The sequence below is a fragment of the Streptomyces sp. NPDC002577 genome (genome assembly GCF_053594815.1).
On record NZ_JBSFWK010000079.1, the window covers coordinates 1 to 22,292 of the forward strand.

Here is a 22,292-nt window from a genome sequence, read left to right on the forward strand (position 1 = left end):
ACAAGCGGCAGAACCTTGAAAGCCACACCCGACGCCCCTGGGCGGACCAACCATACGAAGGGCTCGCCCGGTCCCGGAGAAGAACGTAGGGAACCGTGAGACGACCGTAGCCGCTTCTCACGGATGCATGCAAGCCGTACCATGAGGTGCATGAAGGAGTCCGTGACCGAACAGCCCGGCCTGCCGCCCGCACAGGGCGAGGAGGAGCACCTCTCTCTCGCCCTTGCCAACAGCGCGATCGCGCTGGCCGGCGGGCACACGGTCGATCTTCTGGGCACTCCCGCGCAGGCGAACCACTGGCTGACGGAACGCGGTCTCGCTCCGGTCGACGCCGACATGCGGGAGATGTGCGCGACACAGCTGCGCTCGCTGCGCGAACAGATCAGGTCGCTGTTCGCCTCCCGCGCCGAAGGTCTGCCCGGCCTCCCCGCCGCGGTCAGAGCCATCAACGACGCGATGACCCGCGTCCCCACCGCCCCGCTGCTGCAGTGGGACGACAAGACCGGCCCCTTCCGCGCCACCCCCCACCCCACCACCGCGATCGTGGACCACGCCCTGGCCACCCTCGCCGCTGATGCCTCCGACCTGCTCACGGGCCCCGACGCGGACCGCCTCACCGCCTGCGGCTCTGCCCCCTGCAACCGCTACCTGCTCCGCTACGGCCGCCGTCACTGGTGCTCCACCCGCTGCGGCGACCGCGCCCGCGCCGCCCGCGCCTACGCCCGCCGCGCCACCTCCCAATGACGCTGCAGCCACCCAGCGACCACCAGCGCTGAATCGAACAACGCCCAGGCTCGCTGCTGTTCAAAGTGCTGAATATCTGCTGTCCGATCTCGGTTCTGGCACAGATCTCGCGAACGAAGCCACCGCCGCCGAGGCCCGCAGCGGCGATGGTGTCGGCGTACTTGAGAAAGTGCTCAACGAAGTACAGATAAACGTGCTCAACTCGGCAGTAGTCGAGGTGGGGCTCGGAAGGCCCGGGCCGCGACGAGTGCGACAATCTGACGGTGTCTGAGGAGTTCTCGCGCTGGTATCGGGGCCGCTTGGTCGTCGGGCCGTTCAGGCCGTTCATGGCCAGCGAACTACTGCTGGCTGTGGGGTCTGGAGGCAGGTTTCACAGAGGATCCGCTGCGCTGCGAAGCCGTTATCGACGTCTTTGCTCCAGGGTGCTGACAGCGTCGGCGCCCCGGTCAACGTTTCTGGTCATAGCTGAAGCGCTCCGGGATCGGTGGAGGCTCTATGCGTTGGCTGCAGCCGCCGGTTGGCGCCGGTGTCGAGCGTAGTAGTTGGTCTCATATGCGTAGGACGGGATTGTCCCGATCGCGACGCGTCGATGCCGGACTCCAGGAAGTGGGCGGTGAACGCGAAAGACGTGAACTGGGTGGACTCAACCGGTCGTCGCAACAGCGACTTCTTGGGCTGATAGTAGGTGCTCGTTCGGGCTTCGACGGGTGTCTTCCAGTCGAGGTGTCCGGGGCCTGTTGTTGAGTGCGAGAGCTACGGCGGAGAGCTCGTCGGCGTTCCATCGTGAGAGGTCGGTGCCCTTGGGGAAGTACTGCCGCAGCAGGCCGTTGACGCTTCGTATTCCAGCTGCCAGTACACCTGCGCGCAACGCCTCAGCAGCGCGGTACCGATCCAGCGCCCGCGGGCATCCTCCCGCACCGCGAGCGCCGGTCGGCCCATCGGTCCGCCGTGGTGCACGAACCTCCCCGGGACATGCCCTGGCTGGAGGTGGCCGGCAGTCTCAGGCGGGGGTCGCCATCCCGACGCGGACGGGTGAGGCGCCGGCGGTGACTCAGGGGCCGATGTGCAGATGGGGTGTCCAGAGCGAGGGCCGTTCGGGCTCTCGCTCGCGTAACCGGGACACGGCGTGGTGGAGGGACTCGGCGACGGTCGCGCTCTGCCGCTCCGTCAGGTATTCGTAGAATGCCTTCACCAGACGGGTGTTGGCCTGGTCTGTCACCGGCCAGAGGCTGCCCACCAGGTGGCTGAAGCCGGCGAGCTGGAAGGCCGACAGGAGGTTCAGGGACTCGTCCGGCAGGTCGAGGCGGTTCTGGGCGGTGCCGCAGGCGGACAGGAAGGCCAACCCGGCCCGGTCGGTGCGGGCGGCCGCGATGTCGGCGATGTGCAGCCGGCCGTCGTGCAGGACGAGGTGGCTCTCGTGATGACGGTCTGCGTCGTGTCCGGCGTGGCAGGCCACATGGACGATGTCGTGGTCCGGGACCGCCGTCATCAGGCGCTCACGGGTGGCGGCCGGCCCACGCAGCAGGCGGGCGCCGGGAAAGGAGCCGGTGAGCACGGCCGCCTCCTCGTCGGCGGCCGGCAGGTCCGGCGCGCCGGGGGTGCGCGGCAGGGCGACCACCAAGGGGCGGCTGTCCGGGCTGGGCCGCCAGGAGCGCAGGCGGCCGAGCGCATGGACGGTGGGGACGTAGGACGACACCACGAGGGCGAACGCACTGCCCTCCTCCCGGCGTTCGGCCATGTGCAGCGGAAAGTGGCTCAGCGGCCCGGTGGGACACCACCACATGCGCGGCGGAACGGCCCCGCCCGGCAGGCCGCCGAGGTCGTCCCGCAGGGCGTCGAGAACGGGCCCCACGACGGCGTCCCAGAGGAGGGCCAGACCGGTACGCAGGGCATGCACATGTCGCGAACGGCGAAGCGAACGGCCGTATCGAGGAGGGCGGCCGCTTCCTGCTCGGCTTCGGCGTCGAGCAGGACGCCGAGATCGTAGGAGGTCGCGTAGGCATTGAGGCGCCGGGTGAGCGGATCGGTCTCCGGGCCGGAACCGGCATCCCGGCCGGTGGGGTTCAGGTCCGGCGGCAACGCAACCACTCCTGCCTGCTGTCGTCCCAGACGAGCGTACGGCCGCGCAGCTCGGACCGGTCCATGGCGGTCAACTGCCGTACGGCTTCGGGCGAGATGGGATCGGGCATGACGAGCTGGAGGTCGGCCTCCGGGTCGAGGATGCTGACGAAACGGGAGCCGTCGGGTGGGATGCGCGGGGCCGGCGCGGAGGCATCCGGGGCTGAGGGGTCCGGGGCGGGATTGTCCGCATCGGAGTCGGCCGAGGCGGAGGAGTCCGGCGTGGGTCTGCCGCGCCGGGCCAACCGGGCGCGCAGGCCTGCGTAGACATCGTCGGCCGATTTACCGGCGACCGCCTGGACGAACGGAATGATCAACGACGTGGCGGCCCCGCTGAGCACCAGCGACACCCAGTCGGGCAGGTCGCGCAATGCCGGGGGCTCGGCCGGCGCACCCCTGTCGGCAGACGACAGAACTTCGGCGATCGCGGCGGCGGGTGGGGCGGCGCCGACGGCCGCGGGGATCCGCCGGGTCCGGCCGTCGGGTGCGGAGATCTGCCACTCGCCGTCGGCCGTGCTGTAGCACACCACGAGATCGTGCGTCTCGTCCGGGAACCGGCGCGGCGTGGCGCGCAGCCACAGCCAGCACAGGTCTCCGGTCCCGTCGCCACTCTCGTCGTGATAGACGTTCCGGCGTACGACGCTCAGGCCGTAAGCGTCCAGGGCCTCGGTCAGCTCGGCGAGGCGCGCGTCCAGGGCGGACCGCCCGGCCTGCGCGCGGTCGCCAAAGTCCAGCGCGCTGTCATGGTTCACGTCGATGTCACACATCCTCGTACGGTGGCTCGGCGATGCTGTCTGCCGTGCGGTCCGGGCCGGGGCCATGCGGCAGCCGGTCGACCCGTTCCATGGCGGCCTGCCGCATGTCCGGATCCTCGGAGAGCGCGGCGCGTTCAGCGGCGGCGCGGGCGCCCTGCGGATCCCCCAGCCGTACCAGGGCATCGCTCAGCAGGATCAGGGACCACGCGGCCACGCGCGGATGTCTGGAGCAGACGGCCTGTTCGAACGCGACGCGGGCGCCGTCGAAGTCCCCGCGCTGCAAGAGCATGCACCCGGCGCCGTACGCCGCCGAGGGTGCCGCCTCCGGGTCGCCGGAGCGCATCGCCTCGCGGTACGCGGACAGCGCGCCGTCCGTGTCGCGTTGCTCCTCCAGCAGCATGCCGAGCCGGAGTGCCGCGTCGGCGGCTGAGGCGGGGTCCGCGCGGCCCGGCTCCATGCCCTGCCGGTAGGCCTCCTCGGCGCCGGACACGTCACCACGACCGCTCAGCAGTCGGCCCAGGCCGGTCAGTGCCAGGCCCACCAGGCGGGGAATGCCACAGGTGGCCGCCTTCCGGTACAGGGACACCGCCTGTTCCGGATCTCTCTGCTCCGTCATCGCGGCGAGTTGGAGCCGGGCGACGGCCGCGGGTTCCGCCTCCTCGGCCTCGGCGGCGAGGCGGAAGGCCGCCACGGCTCCCTCGGTCTCGCCCCGCGCGCTCAGCAGAAGCCCCATCCGGCCTGCGGCACGCGGCGCGGCGATGCGGTGGCCGGAGTCGACGGCGACCTCGAACGCGATCAGGGCGGCCGCGGTATCCCCCTGCTCCTCCAGCAGGGCTCCCAGGTCATGGGCCGCCGTCCCGCGCAGTCCGGCCGGGTCGCCGGCCCAGGTGCAGGCGGCGAGCGCCTGTTCGTACGCCGAGCGTGCCGCTGCCGCGTCGCCCTGGCCGCGCAGCAGGCCGCCGAGGTTCAGCGCGGCCAGCGTCGTGCCGATCGGGTCGTCCATATCGATCGCCTCGCGGTACGCGGCGATCGCCTCGGCCGTACGATCCTGGCCCGCGAGCGACTGCGCCAGGTTGACGCAGGCCATCGCGGCCATCATGGAGTCGGCGCGCGCGCCACGGCGGGCAGCGCTCGGCTCGTCCGGTGTGCCGTCGAGCGTGCCGTGTCGCCGAGGGCGGACGCCGCTGTCGGTCCCGCCGTCCGCGACCGCCTGCCGATAGGCACCGAGCGCGCCGGGCGTGTCGCCGCGTTGCTCCAGATCGCTGCCGAGGCGGAACCCGGCGTAGGAGGCGATCAGCGGTTCGGCGCTGCGCGAGGCCTGCCGCAACGCCGACTCGGCGATCTCGGACCTGCCACAGGTGCGGGCGGCCTCGGCGACCGCTATCAGCTCGAGCGCGTCACAGCGCCGTAGCGCGAACTCCCATGCTTGGAGTGGCACTTCGGGCAGATCCGCGTGGGAGGTGAGGAATTCGGCGGCCTGGAACGCGCGCCCGGCCGCCGGTGCCGGGGCCGGGTGCACTTCTTCCAGCAGCGCTGCCGTCGCCTCCGGCGGGCCGGTCAGGGCCCACGTCAGTGCGTCCGCCCAGCAGGTGTCGTCGGGCTCCGATGCCGGGAACTGCGGGCTGAACCGGGTGAGTTCACGCAGTTCGGCTTCCACGATCGGACGGAACAGTCCCATGCGCCGCCAGTCCACTGCGGCCCGCACCAGCACCGAGCCCAGGTTTGCCGCCTCGTCTCCTCCGCTGTCACCGGCGGCGCGCAGGCCCTCCTGCCAGCGCTGCTCCCATGCGGGCCCACCACCCACCGGCTCCCCGCCGGACGCATGTCGTTCGGCCTCGACCGCTTCTTTCCGCGCGATGGAATCGCTCGGAAAGACGACCGTCGTGGCCTGCTCCAGTACCAGGCGCGCGGTCGGCCCGAGCCGCCCCTCGGTGGACAGCAGGTGCTCGCGCACGTTGGACTCGACTGTCGCCAGAACGACGACCCGGGGTGCGAGCGCTCGGAGCCGGCCGAGGAGTTCACCGTCGATGCCGTGCGCGATGCCCAGATAGCGCTCCAGGTGATCGAGCCAGACGACCACCACGCCGGCGTCTCCCACCCGTAACGGCGGTTCCAGCGCGAGCAGTTCGGCCAGTGCCGCGGCGCCTGGCCGGGGCACCAGGAGCCGGGCGCCGGGGAGGGTGCGGCGCACCGCCTCCCACGCGGTGCGCCATCGGCCGGCCTTGGAGCCGCCGGCCAGCAGGACGAAGTCCTTGTCCCGCAGCGCGGAGTCCAGCGCGTCGTCCACCCAGGGCCGGGGCACATAAGGCTCTTGCTCACCCCGGCTGTACAGCGAGCGGGAGACACCCAACTCGCCATAGGGATCCGCGTCCGCGACCGAGGGCAGCTCCTCAGGGTCCGACGCCGCCGAGACCGCCAGAAGCGCACCGATCCGCTCGGCCCGCCTTACGCCCGACTCCCCCACCGAAGCCTCCCGTTGCTTCAGCCCTGCGTCGTCTCACCATAGCCCTGTTGCCTCGCGAAGCACTCACCGCTCCCGCCTGGTGGCGCAGCTGCTGGTCGCCCTGCACCACAGCCCGTGACGGCTCACATGCAGCCGACGCTCCCCTTGAGCTGGGGCCAAGCCTCCAAGCCATCGGGCGTGCGGACGTACGCCGCGGACTGGTCGGGCGTGAGCCACAACCGCCAACCGTGGTAGCGGTATCCCGTGTCGTACGCGTCGGCGGGCATCACCGGGACGTCGCCGTCGTACGGCGCGGTGAGCATGACGTCGGCGTCGAGCACACCGTCGGGGTCGCGGGCATAGTTCCTTGCGTTCTCGCCACGGCCCACGCGCAAGAAGTGCGCCGTCTGCCAGTCGCAGTGCTCCGCGCCGACGTAGCTGCTGATCTCAGCAATCGGTGCCCTCTTGCCGTCCTTGGTAGTCCAGATCTCGTACCCCAGTGAATCCGTGAAGCTCGCCGGGAGTTCGGCCGGGTCGCAGGAGGCGTTGGTCTCCGGGCCCCAACCGGGCCGGTTCTTCTGGTCCTTGGCCACCACGATGGCCACCTTGGTCCGGCCGCCGACGTCGAAGGAGTACAGCACGCGGTCCGATTCTCTGCGCTCCACGCGATAGCCGTACGGGGGAAGCTCCGGCTGGAACATGTCGAAGTAGAGCCTCAGGCCCTCCTCGGGCGAGCTGCCGCCGTCGTGCTTGCTCCACCCGTCGGGGCCGCCGCCGTCGTAGATCTCCCCGTCGCACTGAAGCGCCCGGCCCGCGGCGCCGGACGCGGTCCGCACCGCCTGCGGGGTGTCCTCGTCGAGGAACTTGGTGGGGACGTACAGCGGGCCGCTGTACGGCGTCGCCGGCGGCGTGCCCTCGACCACGATGTCCGGCCCGCCTCCCTCGTCGCACGCCACCACCGTCACGGCCACCATCACCGTCACCGCCACACATCTCCCGCGCATACGCATACCCCGCCCCTCTTCCACAGCTGTCGTCCCGCTCCACCGACGCGGGAGCGCGCCAGAACGTTCGAAGATCAGCGGACCGTCTTCAACGTACGCCGGCACCCATGCGCGGACATCTCCATCGCCACGCGCCCGCGCACGCAAGCGCCCATCGCATAACCGACCTCCCCCACGATCCCGGAGTACCGGGACTGCTGTCTCAACTAACTGGTCGTTTGCGAGAACGCACGCGGTGCTGGGTGGAGTGAGATCAGCCGTTGTCGAGGCCGTCGATCAGGCGGTTGAGGAACCGGGCGAAGGTGGCTTCGGGGGTGAGGAGGCGCCCGGGGGCGGACAGAGCCTCGGCGAGTTCCGGGCGGTGGCCGTCCGCGGCGACAGCGGCGAGGTAGCGCGCCTCGGCTGCGGCCCGGTCTGAGGACCGTGAGGCCGCGGCCTGCGCGATCTCGTGGGCGACATGCCCGGCCACGAATGCGGTGAGCTGGGCGAAGACCTCCAGCTTCGCCGCACCGTCCAGCCCGGTGGGCCGCAGGACGGCGAGCGCGTATTCCAGGAAGGCCAGCGTGTTCGGACCCGGAACGCGACGGGTGGACAGGGCGGCGGGCAGCCAAGGGTGGCGCAGCATGTGGGCGCGCTGCAGGTGGGCGATGGCCTTCAGATCGGCACGCCAGTCGCCTGTGTTGGGCGGGCCCGTGACCGTCAGTTCGCCGCTGACGTGATCGACCATCAGTTCCAGCAGCGTCTCCTTGTCGGGGGCGTAGCTGTAGAGCGACATGACGCCGGCTCCGACCTTGGCGGCGACCCGCCGCATGGTGACCGCTTCGAGTCCGTCCGTGTCCGCAAGGGTGACGGCCGCCGCGGTGATCGCTTCACGGCCAGGATGGTGGTGGAACCGGAGGTCCTGGCGGCGCTGGAAGAGGTCGCGGCGCAGGAAAAGGGGCCGCGGAAACCGGGCAAGTCGTCCCGGCGACCGTCGACTCGCCGGTCCGGGACTCCGAGCGCCGACGGCTGCGTCGGCGCCGCCGGGCCCGGCTCAAGGCAGCCGCGCTGGGTCGCTCACGCGGTGGGCTGACCAGCAAGGTCCACCTCGCGGCAGACCGGCGCTGCCGCCCGCTGGCGTTCGTGCTCACGCCCGGACAGGCCGCACAGGCGTACTCCTCGCGGGCGAACCGCGCCTACCTGCGCGGACACGGGATCAAGGCGGTCATCCCGGAGAAGGTCGATCAGGCCGCGAACCCAAGAAGCGCGGCAGGGACGGCGGTCGACCAGTGGCCCATGACGCTGAGCAGTACAAGGAGCGCAACAGGGTGGAACGCTGCATCAACAAGATCCGGGCATGGCGGGTCCTGGCCACGCGCTACGACAAGACGCCCGCGAGCTACACCGCTCCGCGCCGTGTCGAGGAGTTCCTCGATCTCGTTCGGCTGTGACACGTCGGCGCGGATGCCGATGGCGCGGGATCCTGCAGCTTCAATGGCCGCGACCGTTGCAGCGGCGCCGGCGGGCGGCCAGCTGCGAGACCACGAACGTGCCGCGGGCGCTTGTCAGGCCGCCCCGCAGACGCGCTACTGGGGTGGATCGGTGTCGTAGTCGTGCCGGGCCTGCTCGACCTTGTCCAGGTTGCCGGCAGCCCATTCGGCGAGGTGCGCGAAGAGTGGGGCCAGGCTACGGCCCAGCTCGCTGATCTCGTACTCGACACGAGGGGGGACCTCCGGGTGGTACGTACGCACGACCATGCCGTCGCGTTCCAGCTGCCGCAGCCGCTGGGTCAGTACCTTCGGTGTGATCGTGCCGATCCGTCGTTCCAGCTCCACGAACCGCAGGCGGCCATGCGTGTTGAGAGTCCACAGGATCGGCGTGGTCCACCGGCTGAACACGATATCGACAACCGCACTGGTCGGACAGGCAAGTTCCGGATCGGTCCCAGCGGCTGCCACCCAGTCAGCATTGCCGGCCACGCACGCCCCCTTGGGATAGTCACTTTCCCCTAGGTACCTACTATATCGACGGTGTTAGCGTCCCCGTGTCGCCCGGAGAGCAGCTCTCCGCGACTGTCCCGCCCGCTCAGGCGGCGACAACCATGCTGAATTGACACGGGAGTTGTTCATGTTCGTAGTGACGGGGGCAACCGGCAACGTCGGCCGATCGCTCGTGCAGGCCCTCACGGCAGCTGGTGCACAGGTGACCGCGACATCCCGGAGGATCTCCAAGGCGGATGTGCCGGAGAGCGTCCAGTACACGCGGGCGGACCTGGTCGATCCTGAGAGCCTTCGGCCCGTACTCGACGGAGCCGACGCGCTGTTCCTGCAGAACGGCGGGCCCAGCGCGCACCTGCTCAACCCGCAGGACATCCTCGACGTCGCCAAGGCCGGCGGCGTCGGGCGGGTCGTCCTGCTGTCCTCCCAAGGAGTCGCGACCCGACCTAGGTCGGCCTCCCACGGGGGCACGGCACGCTCCATCGAGGACGCCGTCCAGCAATCAGGCATGACCTGGACGATCCTGCGGCCCGCAGGCTTCAACTCCAACGCGTACGCCTGGGCCGAGTCGGTCCGCGCCCGAAGGACCGTCGCCGCGCCGTTCGCCGACATCGGCCTGCCGACCATCGACCCGGACGACATCGCCGAGGTCGCCGCCACAACCCTGCGCGAGGACGGCCACGCCGGACAGGTCTACGAGCTGACCGGGCCCACACTCAACACACCCCGCCAGCAAGCCGAGGCGATTGCCGACGCACTCGGCGAACCCGTCCGGTTCATCGAGCAGACCCGCGACGAGGCCCGCGCGCAGATGCTGCAGTTCATGCCCGAGCCCGTGGTCGAGACCACGCTGACCATCCTCGGCGAGCCCACCCCCGCCGAACAGCGCATCAGCCCCGATGTTGAGCAGGTCCTCGGCCGCGCACCCCGCACCTTCGCCGACTGGGCTCAGCGCCACATCGCCGCCTTCCGATAAGACCGCTGTCACCGGCCACGGCAACCCTGGGCGATCCATCACGACACACTGCGGAACCGCACTCCAGCAGTTCGCTCACCACGGAGTGGGACTCCAAGGCGAGCGGGTCCGGGGAAGCGCCGAACAAACGGTGGGAAAAATCAAGGCTCTGTCCGCAGTTCCGTGAAGCTCATGGCTGGGTGAGGATCCGGACCCGGAGGAGTTCGAACGAGGCTCGGCCGTACATAGCCCGCTTGAGCGTTTTCACCCGGTTTACGTGTCCTTCGACGGCCCCTGAGCTCCAGGGCAGGTCAGACCGGCGGTCACCGCGTCGAGGTCTTGGCGGAGGAAGCCGGCGAAGCCCTTCACGGGCTTCGGCGCGTCCTGCTCGGCCTGCCGGATCCACTCCAACAACAGGTATCCGCGCTGGTGACGGAGCAGATCGGCGAACGCCCGGACGAGATCGCAGGCCCCGGCGGCGTGGACTCGGTATCCGCGAAGGACAGCATCGCGGGCCCTTGCACACCCGCCCGCCTAGCAACTTGTCTCTTCGAGGGCTCTCCTGGTCCGGATACGAGTCCGCACACATCACGACGTACTCTCGGCAGGTATACACTCAGGGTATATCTCTGGTGTATGGTCCCCGCATGAGTGTTCCTCTCACCCTGTTGGGGCTCTTGGAGCGGGAGCCGAGTCACGGCTATGACCTCAAGCGCGACTACGATGCGCTCTTCGGCCGCGGAAAGCCGTTGCCGTACGGTCAGGTCTACTCGACCCTCGGGCGGCTGGCGCGGGACGGCAAGGTGGTGGCCGGCGAGGCCGAGCCCGGGGACGGTCCCGAGCGCAAGCGCTACGTGATCACCGAGGCGGGGGCGACGGAGTTCGAGACCTGGCTCTCCGAGCCGGTGGCCCCTGAGCCCAATCTGCAGACCGTGCTGTTCACCAAGGTGGTTCTGGCCCTGATGCTGGGCCGTGACGCCCAGCGGTACCTGGACACCCAGCGGGCCGCTCACCTGCAGCGGATGCGGGAGCTGACCGAGTTGCGGCGTGCCGGCCCGCTCGTCGATGCCCTGCTCGCCGACCACGGCCTGTTCCACTTGGAGGCTGACCTGCGCTGGATCGAGCTGACCACGGCCCGGATGGATGCGCTCGCCGAGGCGGTGCGCGTATGACCGCCCTGATCGAGGCCCGCGATCTCGCCCTCTCCTTCGGCGAGACCCCTGCCCTGCGCGGTGCCAGCCTGGCCGTCGAGGCCGGCGAGGTGCTCGCCGTGATGGGTCCGAGCGGCTCGGGCAAGTCCACCCTGCTGCACTGCCTGGCCGGGATCCTCACCCCCGACTCGGGCGAGGTGCACTTCGACGGACGCCGCATCGACACCATGAATGAGGCGGACCGCAGCGCCCTGCGGCGCGACACCTTCGGCTTCGTCTTCCAGTTTGGCCAACTTGTCCCCGAGTTGACCGCTGAGGAGAACGTCGCCCTGCCGCTGCTCCTCGGCGGCGTGCGCCGGGCGGCCGCGCTCGCCGAGGCCCGTCCGTGGTTAGTCCGGCTTGGGCTGGACGGCCTGGAAGGGCGCCGCTCGGGAGAGTTGTCTGGTGGTCAGGCGCAGCGGGTGGCGCTGGCCCGCGGCCTGGTGGGCCGCCCGCGGGTGCTGTTCGCCGACGAGCCGACGGGGGCTCTGGACTCGCTGACCGGCGAGCAGGTGATGGAGCTGATGGTGGGCGCGGCCCGCGAGTCGGGCACCACCGTCGTCCTCGTGACCCATGAGCCCCGGGTTGCCGTGTACGCCGACCGGGAGGCCATCGTCCGGGACGGCAAGGCCAGCCTGCTCACGACCGGACGGATCGGATCATGATCGCCTTCGCCGCCCGCCTGGCGGTCAGCGGCGGTCGGGAGGCGGTCGCCCGGCTGGTCATGATCGCCGCCGCGGTGGCGATCGGGGTCGGGCTGCTGCTGTCGACCTTCGCCAGCATGAACGCCGTCGACCGGTCGAACCAGCGGCAGGTGTGGCTCGACACCGGCGCCGCCAGCCGCACCGAGCAGGCGTCGGCGGACCCGCTGTGGTGGTGGCCGCACGGCGACTACTACGACGGTACGTCCCTCACCGAGGTCGACGTCGCCGCGACCGGCCCGACCTCTCCCGTCCCGCCCGGCCTCGCGCACCTGCCGGCGCCCGGCGAGTACTACGCCTCCCCCACGCTGGCGAAGCTGATCCGCGACGCCCCGGCCGACCAGCTGAGCGGCCGCTTCCCAGGCCGACTCGCCGGCACGATCGGCGACGCCGCTCTGCCCTCCCCGGACTCGCTGATCGCCGTCATCGGCCGTACCCCGGCACAGATCAAGGACGCACCAGGGGCGAGAGCGGTCACCACCATCGCCAGTACCCGGCCGCCCTCCTGCGACAACGAGTGCTGGGACAACGCCGTGCGCAGTGACGCCATGACGCTCGTCCTCTCCGTGGTGGCCGGCGCGCTGATCTTCCCGGTGCTGATCTTCATCGGCACCGCGACGCGTCTGTCGGCCGCCACTCGCGAACAGCGCTACGCGGCGATGCGGCTGGTCGGCGCCACCCCCCGACAGATGTCGTTGATCTCGGCGGTGGAGTCCACGCTGGCGGCGGCCGCCGGGACGGTGGCCGGCTTCGGGCTCTACGCCGCACTGCGCCCGCTGATCGCCACCATCCCGTTCACCGGGCAGCGGTTCTTCACCTCGGACCTGACGCTCAGCGCGCCGCAGGCCCTCGGCGTCGCCGTCGGCGTGCCGATCGCGGCGGCGATCACGGCGCGGCTGGCACTGCGCCGGGTCGCCATCTCCCCGCTCGGCGTGACCCGCCGAGTGACCCCGCGCCCGCCGCGCGCCTGGCGGCTGATCCCCCTGCTGGCGGGCCTGGCCGAGCTGGCGTACTTCATCAACCGCCGCCCGGCGACCGGGAACGGCCAAGCGGCGGCCTACCTCCCCGGCTTCCTGGTGGCGATGCTGGGCCTGGTGATCGCTGGACCGTGGCTGACCATGACCGTCGCCCGGGCGGTGGCCCGGCGCACCCGACGCCCGGCCGCCCTGATCGCGGTGCGCCGGCTCGCCGACGACCCGAAGGCCGGTTTCCGCGCGGTCAGCGGCCTCGTCCTGGCCCTGTTCGTGACCACCGCCACGATCAGCATCATCGGCACCATCAACCACCACCGCGGCGCGCTCGGCGGCGACCGGCAGACCCGGACGGTGGTGGAGGACGGTGCCCTCGGCGGGGCGCCGCTGGCCGGGACCGTCCCGGCGCAGTTGCTCGCCCAGGTGCGGGCGATCCCGGGCGTCCGGGGCCTGGCCGTCGTCCACGACAACCCCGGGGGCATCGGCAAGGCCCCGCGCGACAACCGCCCGTGGGCACCGGCGCTGGTGACCTGCTCCGACCTGACACAGACCCCGATGGTCGGCCACTGCCCGGCCGGGGCGAGCGTCGCGGCCGTCGACTTCATGGCCTTCGAAAGCCTGCAGTCGCAGCCGAGACACCAATGGCCCGCCGCCGCGATGAGCCCGGCCGACCTCGCCAGGCTGCCCGTGGAGCAGGTCTATGTGGCCACCGACGGGTCGGCGGCGGCCATGGAGCGCGTGCGGACCCTGCTCACCATCGCCTACCCGCAGGAGCAGGCCCGCACGGTCGGCGACTGGGGCACTGACCTGCAGCAGCAGCTGGCCGGTTGGCAGCAGCTCGCGAACGTGGTGCTGCTGACCACGCTGCCGATCGCGGGCTGCAGCCTGGCGGTGAGCATCGTCGCGGGCCTATCGGACCGCAGGCGCCCGTTCGCGATCCTGCGGCTCACCGGCGCGCCGCTGCGGCTGCTGCAGCGCGTGGTCGGCTTGGAGAGCGCGCTGCCGCTGTTGGCGGTCTCCGCGATCGCGATCGGCACCGCCTTCGCCGCGTCGGCAATGTTCCTGACGTCACAGATGCACTACGACCTGATCCCGCCGGACACGGCGTACTACGCGCTGGTCGCGGGCGGACTGGCCGCCGCCCTCGGGATCATCGCCTCCACCCTCCCGCTGCTCAGACGCATCACCGGCCCCGAAGCCGCCCGCAACGGCTGACGCGCCTCCCCCTACGGCCCCGGATGCCGCGGCGTCCGGGGCCGTAGCAGAACTCTCAGCGCGCCGCAGCTCACTCTTCTTCGGAGACAGCTGTCGCCTCTGATCCACAGTCAGGAGCCGTGATGGCTGGCATCCATTCGAACCACCTGTCCGACCGGCGCCGAGAACCTCGGCCCGATCAAGCCCGTACGCTCCAGTGAACATCCTCGAAGAGGTCTTCCATCCCAGCGCCCGCCACCAGCACGAGGAGCGACACCGTCTGGAGTGGATGCGCGACGACGAGGGCGAGGGCGATCCCTATCGCGGGCCGATCGACCTCGACAGCGGCATAGTCCACATCAGGATCGGCCCGAAAGCAGCCGACTCGGCGGAGTGACTTCGCAGGCCTAGCACATGCGTTCAAAGGGCCTGTCAGGGCCCTTCTGATCCCTCATCACAAGATCGCCGACATTCAGAGATCAAAAAATCTGGTGGGCTGGGTCGACCCAGGCGCGGTGCGTGGCCCGGTTCTGTCCAAGAAGCCCAGGGAGGGTCCGTGACAACCATGCCGTTCATGAGCCAAGAGCCAATGACGCGCCGTCGCCTACTCGGGGCCGCGCTGGCAGCCGGGGTCGCACTGCCGGTCGGCCTCGCCCGCCGCGCGTGGGCGACTTCGACCGCCCAGGGCCCGGTGCAGCTTGCCCTCCCGGCGCCCACCGGACCGTACACGGTGGGCACGGTACCGCTGCACCTCGTCGACGGTTCACGTCCGGGTCCTGTGGCCGGCCCCGGGCATCACCGCGAGTTGATGGCCGACGTCTGGTACCCCGCCCGGGGCGTCGAGCGGTATCCGCTGGCACGCTGGACGCCCCCGGCCGTGCTGCGGGCGCTGCTGACGTCCGGGGGGTTCCCGGCCGACGCCGCGGTGGCGCCACTCACGGCCGGCCACGAGGGCGCCCCGGTACGGCGAACCGGCGGGCGGTTGCCCGTCGTCGTGTTCTCGCACGGCGCGCACGACCACCGTGCGGACACCACCATCGTGGTTCAGGAACTCGCCAGCCACGGGTATGTGGTGGTCACGGTGGATCACACGTACGACGCCTTCAGCGAGTTCCCCGACGGCCGGGTCATCGTCCCGCTCATGGACCCCAAGTATGCATTGGGACCAGCAGACTTTGCCAAGGACATCCGGTTCGTCCTCGACTGCATCGAGGACCTCGGCGCCGGGCGCAATCCCGACGCCGGACACCGGCCGCTGCCGGCCGGCCTGTGTGGCGCCCTCGACCTGCACCGCATCGGCATGTTCGGCTGGTCGAAGGGCGGGACGGCGACCGCCCTCGTCATGAACGAGGACCAGCGCGTCCGGGCCGGGCTGAGCCTCGACGGCCCGATGCAACCGACGATCACTACCGACCTGAATCGTCCCTTCATGATGATGACCGCCCAGTTCACGCGGGCCGCGCAGTCCAGCGTCGCCGAGTTCTGGTCGCACCTGCGGGGATGGCGGCTCAACGTCCAGGCCGAAGGCGCCGTCCACCCGTCGTACGGCGACTACCAGGTGCTGATCCCGCAGCTGGCGAAAGCGGTCGGGATGAGCGACGAGGAGCTTCAGGGCTGGATCGGCACCCTCGATCCGGCCCGGGCGGTCCGCATCCAGCAGGCCTACCCGCTCGCGTTCTTCGACCTACACCTGCGGCACCGCCCGGTGCGTCTGCTCGACGGCCCGAACTCGGCCTTTCCAGAGGTGAAGTTCATCCCGTGAAGCGACGCACCGCGCGCGGCCGCTCGGTGCCGACGAAGACAGACGCCCACCCGCCGGCGCGCGCACGCGATGCCCCTTGTCCACCGGCCTCAGCTCCTGCGCTCTGTTCCGATGCTCGGAGCGCTTCTCCGGACCGCGCGCATCGTGGGGATACGACGTATCGCGGGGACGATTCGCCGTATCCCCTGTGTCGATACGGCGAATCGTCGGTGCGCATCGGGCGCGCGCCCAGGGGTGCGCACCGGGGCTTCGGCCGGGGCCGGGCGGCTGCGGGTGGTGCGCGTGCTGGTCGTCCTCGCGGTGCGCACGCGGTGCGCAGGTGCCGTCCTGGTGCGCACCGGTGCGCAGCCTCTCCGGGCCCCGCCATGCGACCTGGACAACCATCCCGAAGGGAAGATCGCGATACCTGCCTTCTGGCGTCAGGGACAGCCATCACGGAATGATCATCCTATGGCAGATGTGATTTTCTTCGATCTGGACGGCACCCTGGTCGATCATCGAAGCGCGGTCTTGGAAACGATCGCCCAGATCGTCCAGGCCGCGCCGAACGCGACGGCTCCACCGGAGGAACTGGTGACGTTGTGGTGGACGCTGGAAGCGCGCCACATGCGGGAATACCTGGCCGGTCAGTGCTCCTTCGCTGAGCACCACCGACGCAGGCTCCGTTCCTTCCTGCCGATGCTCGGCGAGCCGGTTCCGACAAGTCCCGACTTGCTGGACGCCTGGATCACCGAGCGCTACCTCACCGTGTTCGAGGAGTCCTGGCGGTGCTATCCCGATGTCCAGCCATGCCTGGAGACCCTGAAACGGCTTCCCCTAGGACCGCGTCTGGCTGTTCTCACCAACGGGGACCCCGAGCAACAGCGCGCCAAGCTCGCCCGCTTCGGCCTCCTCGAATACTTCGAAGCCGTCCTGACCCCGACCGAGCTCGGTGCGGCCAAGCCCGTCGCCTACGCCACCGCGTGCCGGCGGATGGGGACGGACCCCGCGCAGGCGGTCAACGTGGGCGACATGTTGGAAAGCGATGTGAACGCAGCCGCCCTCGCCGGGCTCACCGGCATCTGGCTGGACCGCGGCATCGACTTCGTCACCGGTGGACCGTCGCCGACGGCAGACGAGACGGTGCTCCGCATCGAACGGCTCACCGACCTCCCCGACCACCTATCACGCACGAACGCCTGACCGGTTATCTGGCCTGGGTCATCGACTACCTGTTCTCGCGCCGCTTGCCCGGCTACGCGATGGGTGAGCGTCGCGACGCGGAGCTGGTCGTCGCGTCGTTGAACACGGCCGCGGCCACCCGCCGCGGTGACGTCAAGGGCGTGATCTTTCATAGCGACAGGGGCAGCGAATACCACTCTCGCCGCTTTCGCCGGGCCTGCGGGCGCCTGGGCATGACCCAGGCCACGGGTCGGGTCGTACTTCGACAAATCCGTGACGTTGGTTCTGTCGGATTCAGCCAGACGGGTCGACGGACGCTGGATGCGCCCCGGCAGTCAGGCCGCTTGCATCCGCCCCGCCTCATGACGGCGTTGCTCCGTTCCCTGAGAACTCCCTTCCTTGAGGATATTCAGTTGCCATGCGATCACGCCATCCGGGAGAGTCTGCGTCATGATCCGAGCCTGAGTTGACGAGCGGTCGGCCCCGCAAAGGGTGTGCCACCTCTCCGCGTTCCGCTGGTCGCGGGCGACCCGTCCCGTCGCGCCGCCGGTTCGCTGTTCCCGAGTGGGAGCGGCGGTTCGCAATGCCCTTCTCAGGACACGCATGTCCGCATCGGGAATCGGATTCACGCATGTCATCCTCCGTTGACGCTTCCTCCGGGGGCGCACGAGTACGCAACACCCTCGGCAACATCACCTTCGTCACCCAGCAGGCATTCCTGTCGAATCCGCGAGCGGCGGGACTGGTCGCCGCGATGACCATCACCTTGGCGATGCTTCCATCGGCCCAGGTCATCGCCACGGCGGCGCTGATCGGGCGGCTGCGGGACGGTCACCACCTCCCGGGTGTGGTGGGGCCGCTGCTGGTCGTCGTCGCCGCCGTCGGACTCTCCGGGCCGCTGCAGTCGGCCCGCTCGGCCATCGCCGAGCGGTCGATGCTCAGCACCGAGGTCGCCCTGCAGTCCCGGCTCGCCGGGATCGTCGCGAACCTGTCCCCCTCCCGCATGGCCGATGCCAAGGTCGCCGCCGAGGTCGAGGGGCACAGCCGGGCCATCATCGATGCCGTCTCCCATGTCTACGGCGAGACGGCGGCGGGCGTGGGGGCAGTCGTCTCCGCCGCGGGCGTCGTGGTGACGCTGGCCGTGATGAGCCCGATCGCCGGGATGCTGGTCGTCCTGGCCGCGGTACCGGCGGCCCTGGCCGGGAAGTACGTCGGCCGGGCGATCGAGCGGATGTGGAAGGTCCTCGGCGCGATCTACCAGCGCGACCGCTACCTGCGCGACACCATGAGCCGCCAGCGGTCGATCACCGAGCTGGCCAGCCTCGGCACCACCCACCGCCTGGCCGCCATGGTCAGCGCCCACCAACATCGGATCGAGGAAACCCGGAACATCCCGATCAACGCGACCATCCGCGCCCAGACCGCGGTCGGCACCGCCAGCACCGTCCTGCTCGGCGGGGCCGTCGTCGCCGTCATCATCGGCATGAACTACGGCCCGACCGCCGTGGCCGGCGTCTACGGCGTGGTGGCCGCGATGGGCGCGACCGCGGAAGGGAGCCTGGTCCTGTCGAAGGTGCTGCAGTTCCTGCCGCAGACCGGCGCCGTGCGGCGATTCTTCGACGAGGCGCCACCGGACTTCCGCCAGACCATCGCCCCGCGCGCGGCCGAGCTGGTCGTCTCCGGCCTGACGCACCGCTACGCCAACCGCACCGAGGACGCCGTCGCCGACATCGACCTCAAGGCGCAGCAGGGCGAGATGATCGCCCTGGTCGGCGTCAACGGCGCCGGGAAGACCACCATCGTCAACGCCGTCCTCGGCCTCATCGAAGCCTCGGGTGGGCAGGTCACCGTCGACGGACGGACGCGGGACGACCTCGGCGAGGCCGCCTGGCTGGGCCAGTTCGGCCTCCTCACCCAGGAGTTCGGACGGTACGAGTTCAGCGTGCGCGAGACGGTCGCCCTCGGCACCCCGGAGGACGAAGTCTGCGACGAGCGGATCTGGGCGGCCCTGGACGCAGCCCACGCCGGGGAGTTCGTGCGGGCCATGCCCCACGGCCTGGACACCCAGCTGGGCGAGCAGTGGAACGGAGTGGGGATCTCCGGCGGCCAGTGGCAGCGCCTCGCACTTGCCCGCATCCACCTGCGAGGCGCGCCGATCTGGATCCTCGACGAGCCCACGTCGGCCATCGACGCCGAGGCCGAGCAGGAGGTGTTCGCCGAACTCGGCCGGACCAAGGACGGGCGGATCAGCATCGTCGTCTCGCACCGGGCATGGACGCTGCGCGGCATGGACCGGATCTACGTGATCGACTCCGGGGCGGTCGTAGAATGCGGCACGTATGAGGAGTTGATGCGCGCGGAGGGGCGCTTCGCAAAGATCTTCGCTGAACAGGGCTGAACAGGGCCCAACAGGAGAGGCTCGATTCGGCAGCCGAGTCGCCAGGTGACCCGAAGTCGTGCTGCCAGCCCGACGCGGACAGGTGAGGCGCCGGCGGTGACTCAGGGACCGATGTGCAGATGGGGTGTCCAGAGCGAGGGCCGTTCGGGCTCTCGCTCGCGTAACCGGGACACGGCGTGGTGGAGGAACTCGGCGACGGTCGCGCTCTGCCGCTCCGTCAGGCATGCGTAGAAGCCCTCCACCAGACGGGTGTTGGCCTGGTCTGTCACCGGTCGCAGGACACTTCTGGCTCGAGTCCCCAGCCGGTGCGCAGCCGCTGATGAGCGGAAGCACTCACTGTGGCGTCCGTGAGGCCGCTCACGGGCACTCGGTCGCACGCAGGGCCTTCCCGCTCACGTACTCCACCCGCAGTCCGGGGGCACCCTCGTCGAGGATGTACATCCGGCCCTCCCAGGGGGCCCAGTACCGGGGTACGAGGTAGAGCCGGTCGCCCGCGACGTGGAACAGCCGCAGTCCGGCGTACCGGAAGTGGTACGGGCTGCCCTTTTCGTCCACGGTCGCCACACAGCTGCCGCCCCCGCGGATCAGCAGGTCCTCCTTGCTGAACAGCACGACAGCGGGAAACCCGTCGGCCTCGGCCACGGCGGCGGTCGTCTCGGCGGCCCGGCTGTGTCCGATTATCACGGCGTAGGCGTACACCGCCCAGAACAACGAGACGACGGCCACCAGCAGGGCGGGCGCCCAGATCCGCGCCGCCTGCTGCCGGGGCACCTCGGCCCCGGCGGATTCCGGACGAGTTCGGGCATAGGCGCTGAGTAGAACCCCGACGATCGCCGCCAGCGGAATGAGCAGGTCGAGCAGCACGCTCGGGGAAAGGTAGTACAGCGGCACGAGCAGGAGCGCGGGGAGCCAGGCGTGCCGGAGCACCCGCAGCGCGGGCTCCGCCCGGGCCGGGTCGCGCTGGACCCTGCGGTGCAGCACCGACGCCACCATCGCGGCGGCGGCCAGCGCGAGCACGGGGAAGTAGAGCGCGTCCACGCTGCGCAGCAGATAGTCGGCGGTGGACAGCCGGAACAGGGTGTCCCGCAGGCCCAGGGCACGGGTCTCGGAGTCGGTGCTGGCCCAGCCGAAGTAGAACAGGACGGCCGTGAAGAGGGAGAGGAGGGATCCGGCGGTGCCGACCAGCTCCAGCCAGTTGCGGGGCCGGGGCACGGGCTGGGATACGGCGGGCGTCTCCGGCTCCGGTTCCGGTTCCGGCGGGGGATCGGGATCGGGATCGGGATCGGGCGGCGGGGGTTCCGGGGGCGCCGGCTCGGGGGGCTCCGGGCCGGGCGCGGGCGGCGGCGTGCCCGTCACGGGGAGGACGAGGTGACGGGCGACGGGGAGACCTCGGGCGAGGAGCCCGTCACATTCGGGTCCAGTACGGTGACAGCGTCCTTCAGGGTGGCCTTCGACCCGTACGTGACGGTGACGTCGACAGTCTTCGGATACGTGTCGAAGGCCGGGGCCTCGGCGGTGAAGGAGAACCCGTCGCCCGACTGGGAGACGTCCTCGAATCCGCCGGCCGAGGGCTCTTCGTCGAACAGGACGGTTACCGAGATCAGGTCCGACGGGCTGAAGTACGCCCCGCTCACCTCGATGGTGACCCGCTCGCCCGCCTTCACCTCGCCGTTCACACCCGCGATCACGCCGGCGATCCGGAAGTGGCAGACGTTCGCGCCGCCGCTGCCCGCCGAACTCCGCAACCGCACGGTGGTCGACGGATGTTGCTGATGGAAGCGCAGGGCGTCGCCAAGGACGACGCGCGCGGCGCGGCCCTTGCAGGTGCTGACCGCGCCCTCGGTGGCGGCGTAGAGCTGGGCCGCCGCGTTCCAGTCGCCGCCCTGCCCCTGGAGCCCGAGGCAGGCGTGGGCCAGGCCGCGGAGCACCTGCCACTGGGGTTCGTCCGGCTGCGCCTCAATGACTCCCAGGGTCTCCGCGCACTCACCGGGGTTCTCCCCGAGTTCGTCGTAGATGAACTCGGGGTCGGGCGACTGCTCGGTGTTGGGCGAACGCGGGCCGGGGCGGAGCCAGTTGGGCGCGTCCACACGTTCCGGGGCCGTGCCTCCGGAGTCGTTTCCGCCTGAGTCGCTCCCGCCGCCGGACCCGTTTCCGCCGGTGCCCGCTTCGTCCGAGGGCCGCCATGTCGGCATGCCACCGCCGGAATCACCGGCCCCGTTGGACCCTCCGGACTCTCCGTTCCCGCCACCGTCCTGCCCGCCGCTCGAAGTCCCCCCGGAGACATTCGTCCCCCCGGATCCCCCCGACCGGTCCTCTCCGTCCCCACCGCACGCCGCAGTCGTGACGAACACCAGCGCCCCCGCGACGAGTAACCCCGATATGCGCATCCCGAGTGAGATCGCCATGACACCCCCGATGTCAAGTGCCCCCATGATGAGGCCATGGACCCCGCCAAGGAAGCCACTTCGCCCAGGCTGCGAATGGAGGGGCCAACGGATGTTCGAGGGGCGGTAGCCGAACAGGCCCACTCCCGTCGAGAGGGCGGGCCATCGGCGTCGCACAGCCGCTCGCCCCGCGGATGTCAACCCGGTCCGGGCGGCGGCCGTGTGAATGGCCTACATCACCGCGTACGGCCAGGTGATGATGATCAGCGAAGTCCTGGCCGGCTGATCTGCAACCTCTTCGCTGCGAAGGCGCCAGGTGCCTCGGTACGCCCCAGCCGTCCGGCTGCCACCTCGTCGCCGATGGGGCCTATCGCCCCGGGCTGCCTGAGCCCCTTCCCACGGCACCAAGGAGTCACATCATGAGCCGAGCCGTCCGTTTCCACTAGGCCCTGTCGTCAAATTCCCGTCGTCCGCCCGGAGGGCGGGCCTCGCGGTGTCTGGTGCGTGCGATCGCAAGGCGCCGGAGCGCCCTCGTG

General features: G+C 70.5%; 18 protein-coding genes and 4 pseudogenes. 11 read left to right on the forward strand and 11 right to left on the reverse strand.

The genetic code is table 11. The annotated features are described in order from the left end of the window. The first annotated feature begins 150 nt into the window (after positions 1-150). Positions 151-744, forward strand: coding sequence for a CGNR zinc finger domain-containing protein (locus ACWD4J_RS43110; RefSeq protein WP_451401022.1), 594 nt, complete (start codon positions 151-153; stop codon positions 742-744). 643 nt (positions 745-1,387) lie between these two features. Here the strand turns inward: ACWD4J_RS43110 and ACWD4J_RS43115 are convergent. From ACWD4J_RS43115 to ACWD4J_RS43140, 6 genes and pseudogenes are all read right to left on the reverse strand, one after another. After that, positions 1,388-1,579 (reverse strand): annotated as a pseudogene (locus ACWD4J_RS43115) (IS30 family transposase); the annotation flags it as partial. Positions 1,580-1,795: 216 nt separating this feature from the next. Further along, the gene (locus tag ACWD4J_RS43120) at positions 1,796-2,641 is read right to left on the reverse strand and encodes a CHAT domain-containing protein (RefSeq protein WP_451401023.1); all 846 of its coding nucleotides are present in this window, start codon (positions 2,639-2,641) and stop codon (positions 1,796-1,798) included. A gap of 166 nt (positions 2,642-2,807) precedes the next feature. Then, positions 2,808-3,629, reverse strand: coding sequence for a hypothetical protein (locus ACWD4J_RS43125; RefSeq protein WP_451401024.1), 822 nt, complete (start codon positions 3,627-3,629; stop codon positions 2,808-2,810). Then, on the reverse strand, positions 3,622-6,081 hold the full coding sequence (locus ACWD4J_RS43130) for a tetratricopeptide repeat protein (protein ID WP_451401025.1): 2,460 nt from the start codon (positions 6,079-6,081) through the stop codon (positions 3,622-3,624). The genes ACWD4J_RS43125 and ACWD4J_RS43130 overlap by 8 nt, the downstream gene beginning before the upstream one ends. Positions 6,082-6,203: 122 nt before the next feature. Continuing rightward, the gene (locus ACWD4J_RS43135; RefSeq protein WP_451401038.1) at positions 6,204-7,064 is read right to left on the reverse strand and encodes a hypothetical protein; all 861 of its coding nucleotides are present in this window, start codon (positions 7,062-7,064) and stop codon (positions 6,204-6,206) included. Positions 7,065-7,317: 253 nt separating this feature from the next. Then, positions 7,318-7,995 (reverse strand): TetR/AcrR family transcriptional regulator, encoded by a 678-nt coding sequence (locus tag ACWD4J_RS43140; RefSeq protein ID WP_451401039.1) that lies wholly within the window; start codon positions 7,993-7,995, stop codon positions 7,318-7,320. Between ACWD4J_RS43140 and ACWD4J_RS43145 the strand changes: the two are divergent. After that, a pseudogene (locus ACWD4J_RS43145) lies at positions 7,921-8,494 on the forward strand (hypothetical protein); the annotation flags it as partial. The gene ACWD4J_RS43140 and the pseudogene ACWD4J_RS43145 sit on opposite strands and share 75 nt — an antisense overlap. A gap of 135 nt (positions 8,495-8,629) precedes the next feature. On the opposite strand, the gene ACWD4J_RS43150 reads toward ACWD4J_RS43145, so the two are convergent. Continuing rightward, positions 8,630-9,022, reverse strand: coding sequence for a winged helix-turn-helix transcriptional regulator (locus ACWD4J_RS43150; RefSeq protein ID WP_451401026.1), 393 nt, complete (start codon positions 9,020-9,022; stop codon positions 8,630-8,632). A gap of 148 nt (positions 9,023-9,170) precedes the next feature. On the opposite strand from ACWD4J_RS43150, the gene ACWD4J_RS43155 reads away from it, so the two are divergent. Continuing rightward, positions 9,171-10,016: an NAD(P)H-binding protein gene (locus ACWD4J_RS43155; RefSeq protein WP_451401027.1), complete on the forward strand. Its 846-nt coding sequence runs from the start codon at positions 9,171-9,173 to the stop codon at positions 10,014-10,016. 169 nt (positions 10,017-10,185) lie between these two features. Here the strand turns inward: ACWD4J_RS43155 and ACWD4J_RS43160 are convergent. Then, positions 10,186-10,355 (reverse strand): annotated as a pseudogene (locus ACWD4J_RS43160) (transposase); the annotation flags it as partial. A gap of 287 nt (positions 10,356-10,642) precedes the next feature. Between ACWD4J_RS43160 and ACWD4J_RS43165 the strand changes: the two are divergent. The 8 genes and pseudogenes from ACWD4J_RS43165 to ACWD4J_RS43200 all read left to right on the forward strand — a co-directional run bounded on the left by ACWD4J_RS43165 (position 10,643) and on the right by ACWD4J_RS43200 (position 19,372). After that, positions 10,643-11,167, forward strand: coding sequence for a PadR family transcriptional regulator (locus tag ACWD4J_RS43165; protein WP_451401028.1), 525 nt, complete (start codon positions 10,643-10,645; stop codon positions 11,165-11,167). Then, positions 11,164-11,850 carry an ABC transporter ATP-binding protein gene (locus ACWD4J_RS43170; protein WP_451401029.1) on the forward strand — a complete coding sequence of 229 codons (687 nt, stop codon included), beginning with the start codon at positions 11,164-11,166 and terminating at the stop codon, positions 11,848-11,850. Before ACWD4J_RS43165 ends, ACWD4J_RS43170 begins: the two co-directional genes overlap by 4 nt. Then, the gene (locus ACWD4J_RS43175) at positions 11,847-14,072 is read left to right on the forward strand and encodes an FtsX-like permease family protein (protein WP_451401030.1); all 2,226 of its coding nucleotides are present in this window, start codon (positions 11,847-11,849) and stop codon (positions 14,070-14,072) included. The genes ACWD4J_RS43170 and ACWD4J_RS43175 overlap by 4 nt, the downstream gene beginning before the upstream one ends. A gap of 196 nt (positions 14,073-14,268) precedes the next feature. Beyond that, positions 14,269-14,448 carry a DUF6191 domain-containing protein gene (locus ACWD4J_RS43180; protein ID WP_451401031.1) on the forward strand — a complete coding sequence of 60 codons (180 nt, stop codon included), beginning with the start codon at positions 14,269-14,271 and terminating at the stop codon, positions 14,446-14,448. Between the two features lie 177 nt (positions 14,449-14,625). Then, positions 14,626-15,813, forward strand: a complete 1,188-nt coding sequence (locus ACWD4J_RS43185; protein WP_451401032.1) for an alpha/beta hydrolase family protein — start codon at positions 14,626-14,628, stop codon at positions 15,811-15,813. 282 nt (positions 15,814-16,095) lie between these two features. After that, the gene (locus ACWD4J_RS43190; protein WP_451401033.1) at positions 16,096-16,995 is read left to right on the forward strand and encodes an HAD family hydrolase; all 900 of its coding nucleotides are present in this window, start codon (positions 16,096-16,098) and stop codon (positions 16,993-16,995) included. An 8-nt stretch (positions 16,996-17,003) separates the two neighbouring features. Then, positions 17,004-17,216, forward strand: a pseudogene (locus ACWD4J_RS43195) (DDE-type integrase/transposase/recombinase); the annotation flags it as partial. A 389-nt stretch (positions 17,217-17,605) separates the two neighbouring features. Further along, on the forward strand, positions 17,606-19,372 hold the full coding sequence (locus ACWD4J_RS43200) for an ATP-binding cassette domain-containing protein (RefSeq protein ID WP_451401034.1): 1,767 nt from the start codon (positions 17,606-17,608) through the stop codon (positions 19,370-19,372). Positions 19,373-19,473: 101 nt separating this feature from the next. On the opposite strand, the gene ACWD4J_RS43205 is transcribed toward ACWD4J_RS43200, so the two are convergent. The 3 genes from ACWD4J_RS43205 to ACWD4J_RS43215 form a co-directional block, all read right to left on the reverse strand. Beyond that, complete coding sequence (locus ACWD4J_RS43205; protein WP_451401035.1) at positions 19,474-19,641, reverse strand: hypothetical protein; 168 nt, start codon at positions 19,639-19,641, stop codon at positions 19,474-19,476. Between the two features lie 88 nt (positions 19,642-19,729). Continuing rightward, the gene (locus ACWD4J_RS43210; RefSeq protein ID WP_451401036.1) at positions 19,730-20,728 is read right to left on the reverse strand and encodes a hypothetical protein; all 999 of its coding nucleotides are present in this window, start codon (positions 20,726-20,728) and stop codon (positions 19,730-19,732) included. After that, positions 20,725-21,459: a hypothetical protein gene (locus ACWD4J_RS43215; protein ID WP_451401037.1), complete on the reverse strand. Its 735-nt coding sequence runs from the start codon at positions 21,457-21,459 to the stop codon at positions 20,725-20,727. The genes ACWD4J_RS43210 and ACWD4J_RS43215 overlap by 4 nt, the downstream gene beginning before the upstream one ends. Positions 21,460-22,292 lie beyond the last annotated feature (833 nt).

Excerpts from the sequence above, each read along its gene's own strand:
- ACWD4J_RS43110 (WP_451401022.1), top strand. The coding sequence starts at position 151 with ATGAAGGAGTCCGTGACCGAACAGCCCGGCCTGCCGCCCGCACAGGGC.
- ACWD4J_RS43125 (WP_451401024.1), bottom strand. The coding sequence starts at position 3,629 with ATGTGTGACATCGACGTGAACCATGACAGCGCGCTGGACTTTGGCGAC.
- ACWD4J_RS43165 (WP_451401028.1), top strand. The coding sequence starts at position 10,643 with ATGAGTGTTCCTCTCACCCTGTTGGGGCTCTTGGAGCGGGAGCCGAGT.
- ACWD4J_RS43185 (WP_451401032.1), top strand. The coding sequence starts at position 14,626 with ATGAGCCAAGAGCCAATGACGCGCCGTCGCCTACTCGGGGCCGCGCTG.
- ACWD4J_RS43170 (WP_451401029.1), top strand. The coding sequence starts at position 11,164 with ATGACCGCCCTGATCGAGGCCCGCGATCTCGCCCTCTCCTTCGGCGAG.
- ACWD4J_RS43175 (WP_451401030.1), top strand. The coding sequence starts at position 11,847 with ATGATCGCCTTCGCCGCCCGCCTGGCGGTCAGCGGCGGTCGGGAGGCG.
- ACWD4J_RS43135 (WP_451401038.1), bottom strand. The coding sequence starts at position 7,064 with ATGCGCGGGAGATGTGTGGCGGTGACGGTGATGGTGGCCGTGACGGTG.
- ACWD4J_RS43200 (WP_451401034.1), top strand. The coding sequence starts at position 17,606 with ATGTCATCCTCCGTTGACGCTTCCTCCGGGGGCGCACGAGTACGCAAC.
- ACWD4J_RS43155 (WP_451401027.1), top strand. The coding sequence starts at position 9,171 with ATGTTCGTAGTGACGGGGGCAACCGGCAACGTCGGCCGATCGCTCGTG.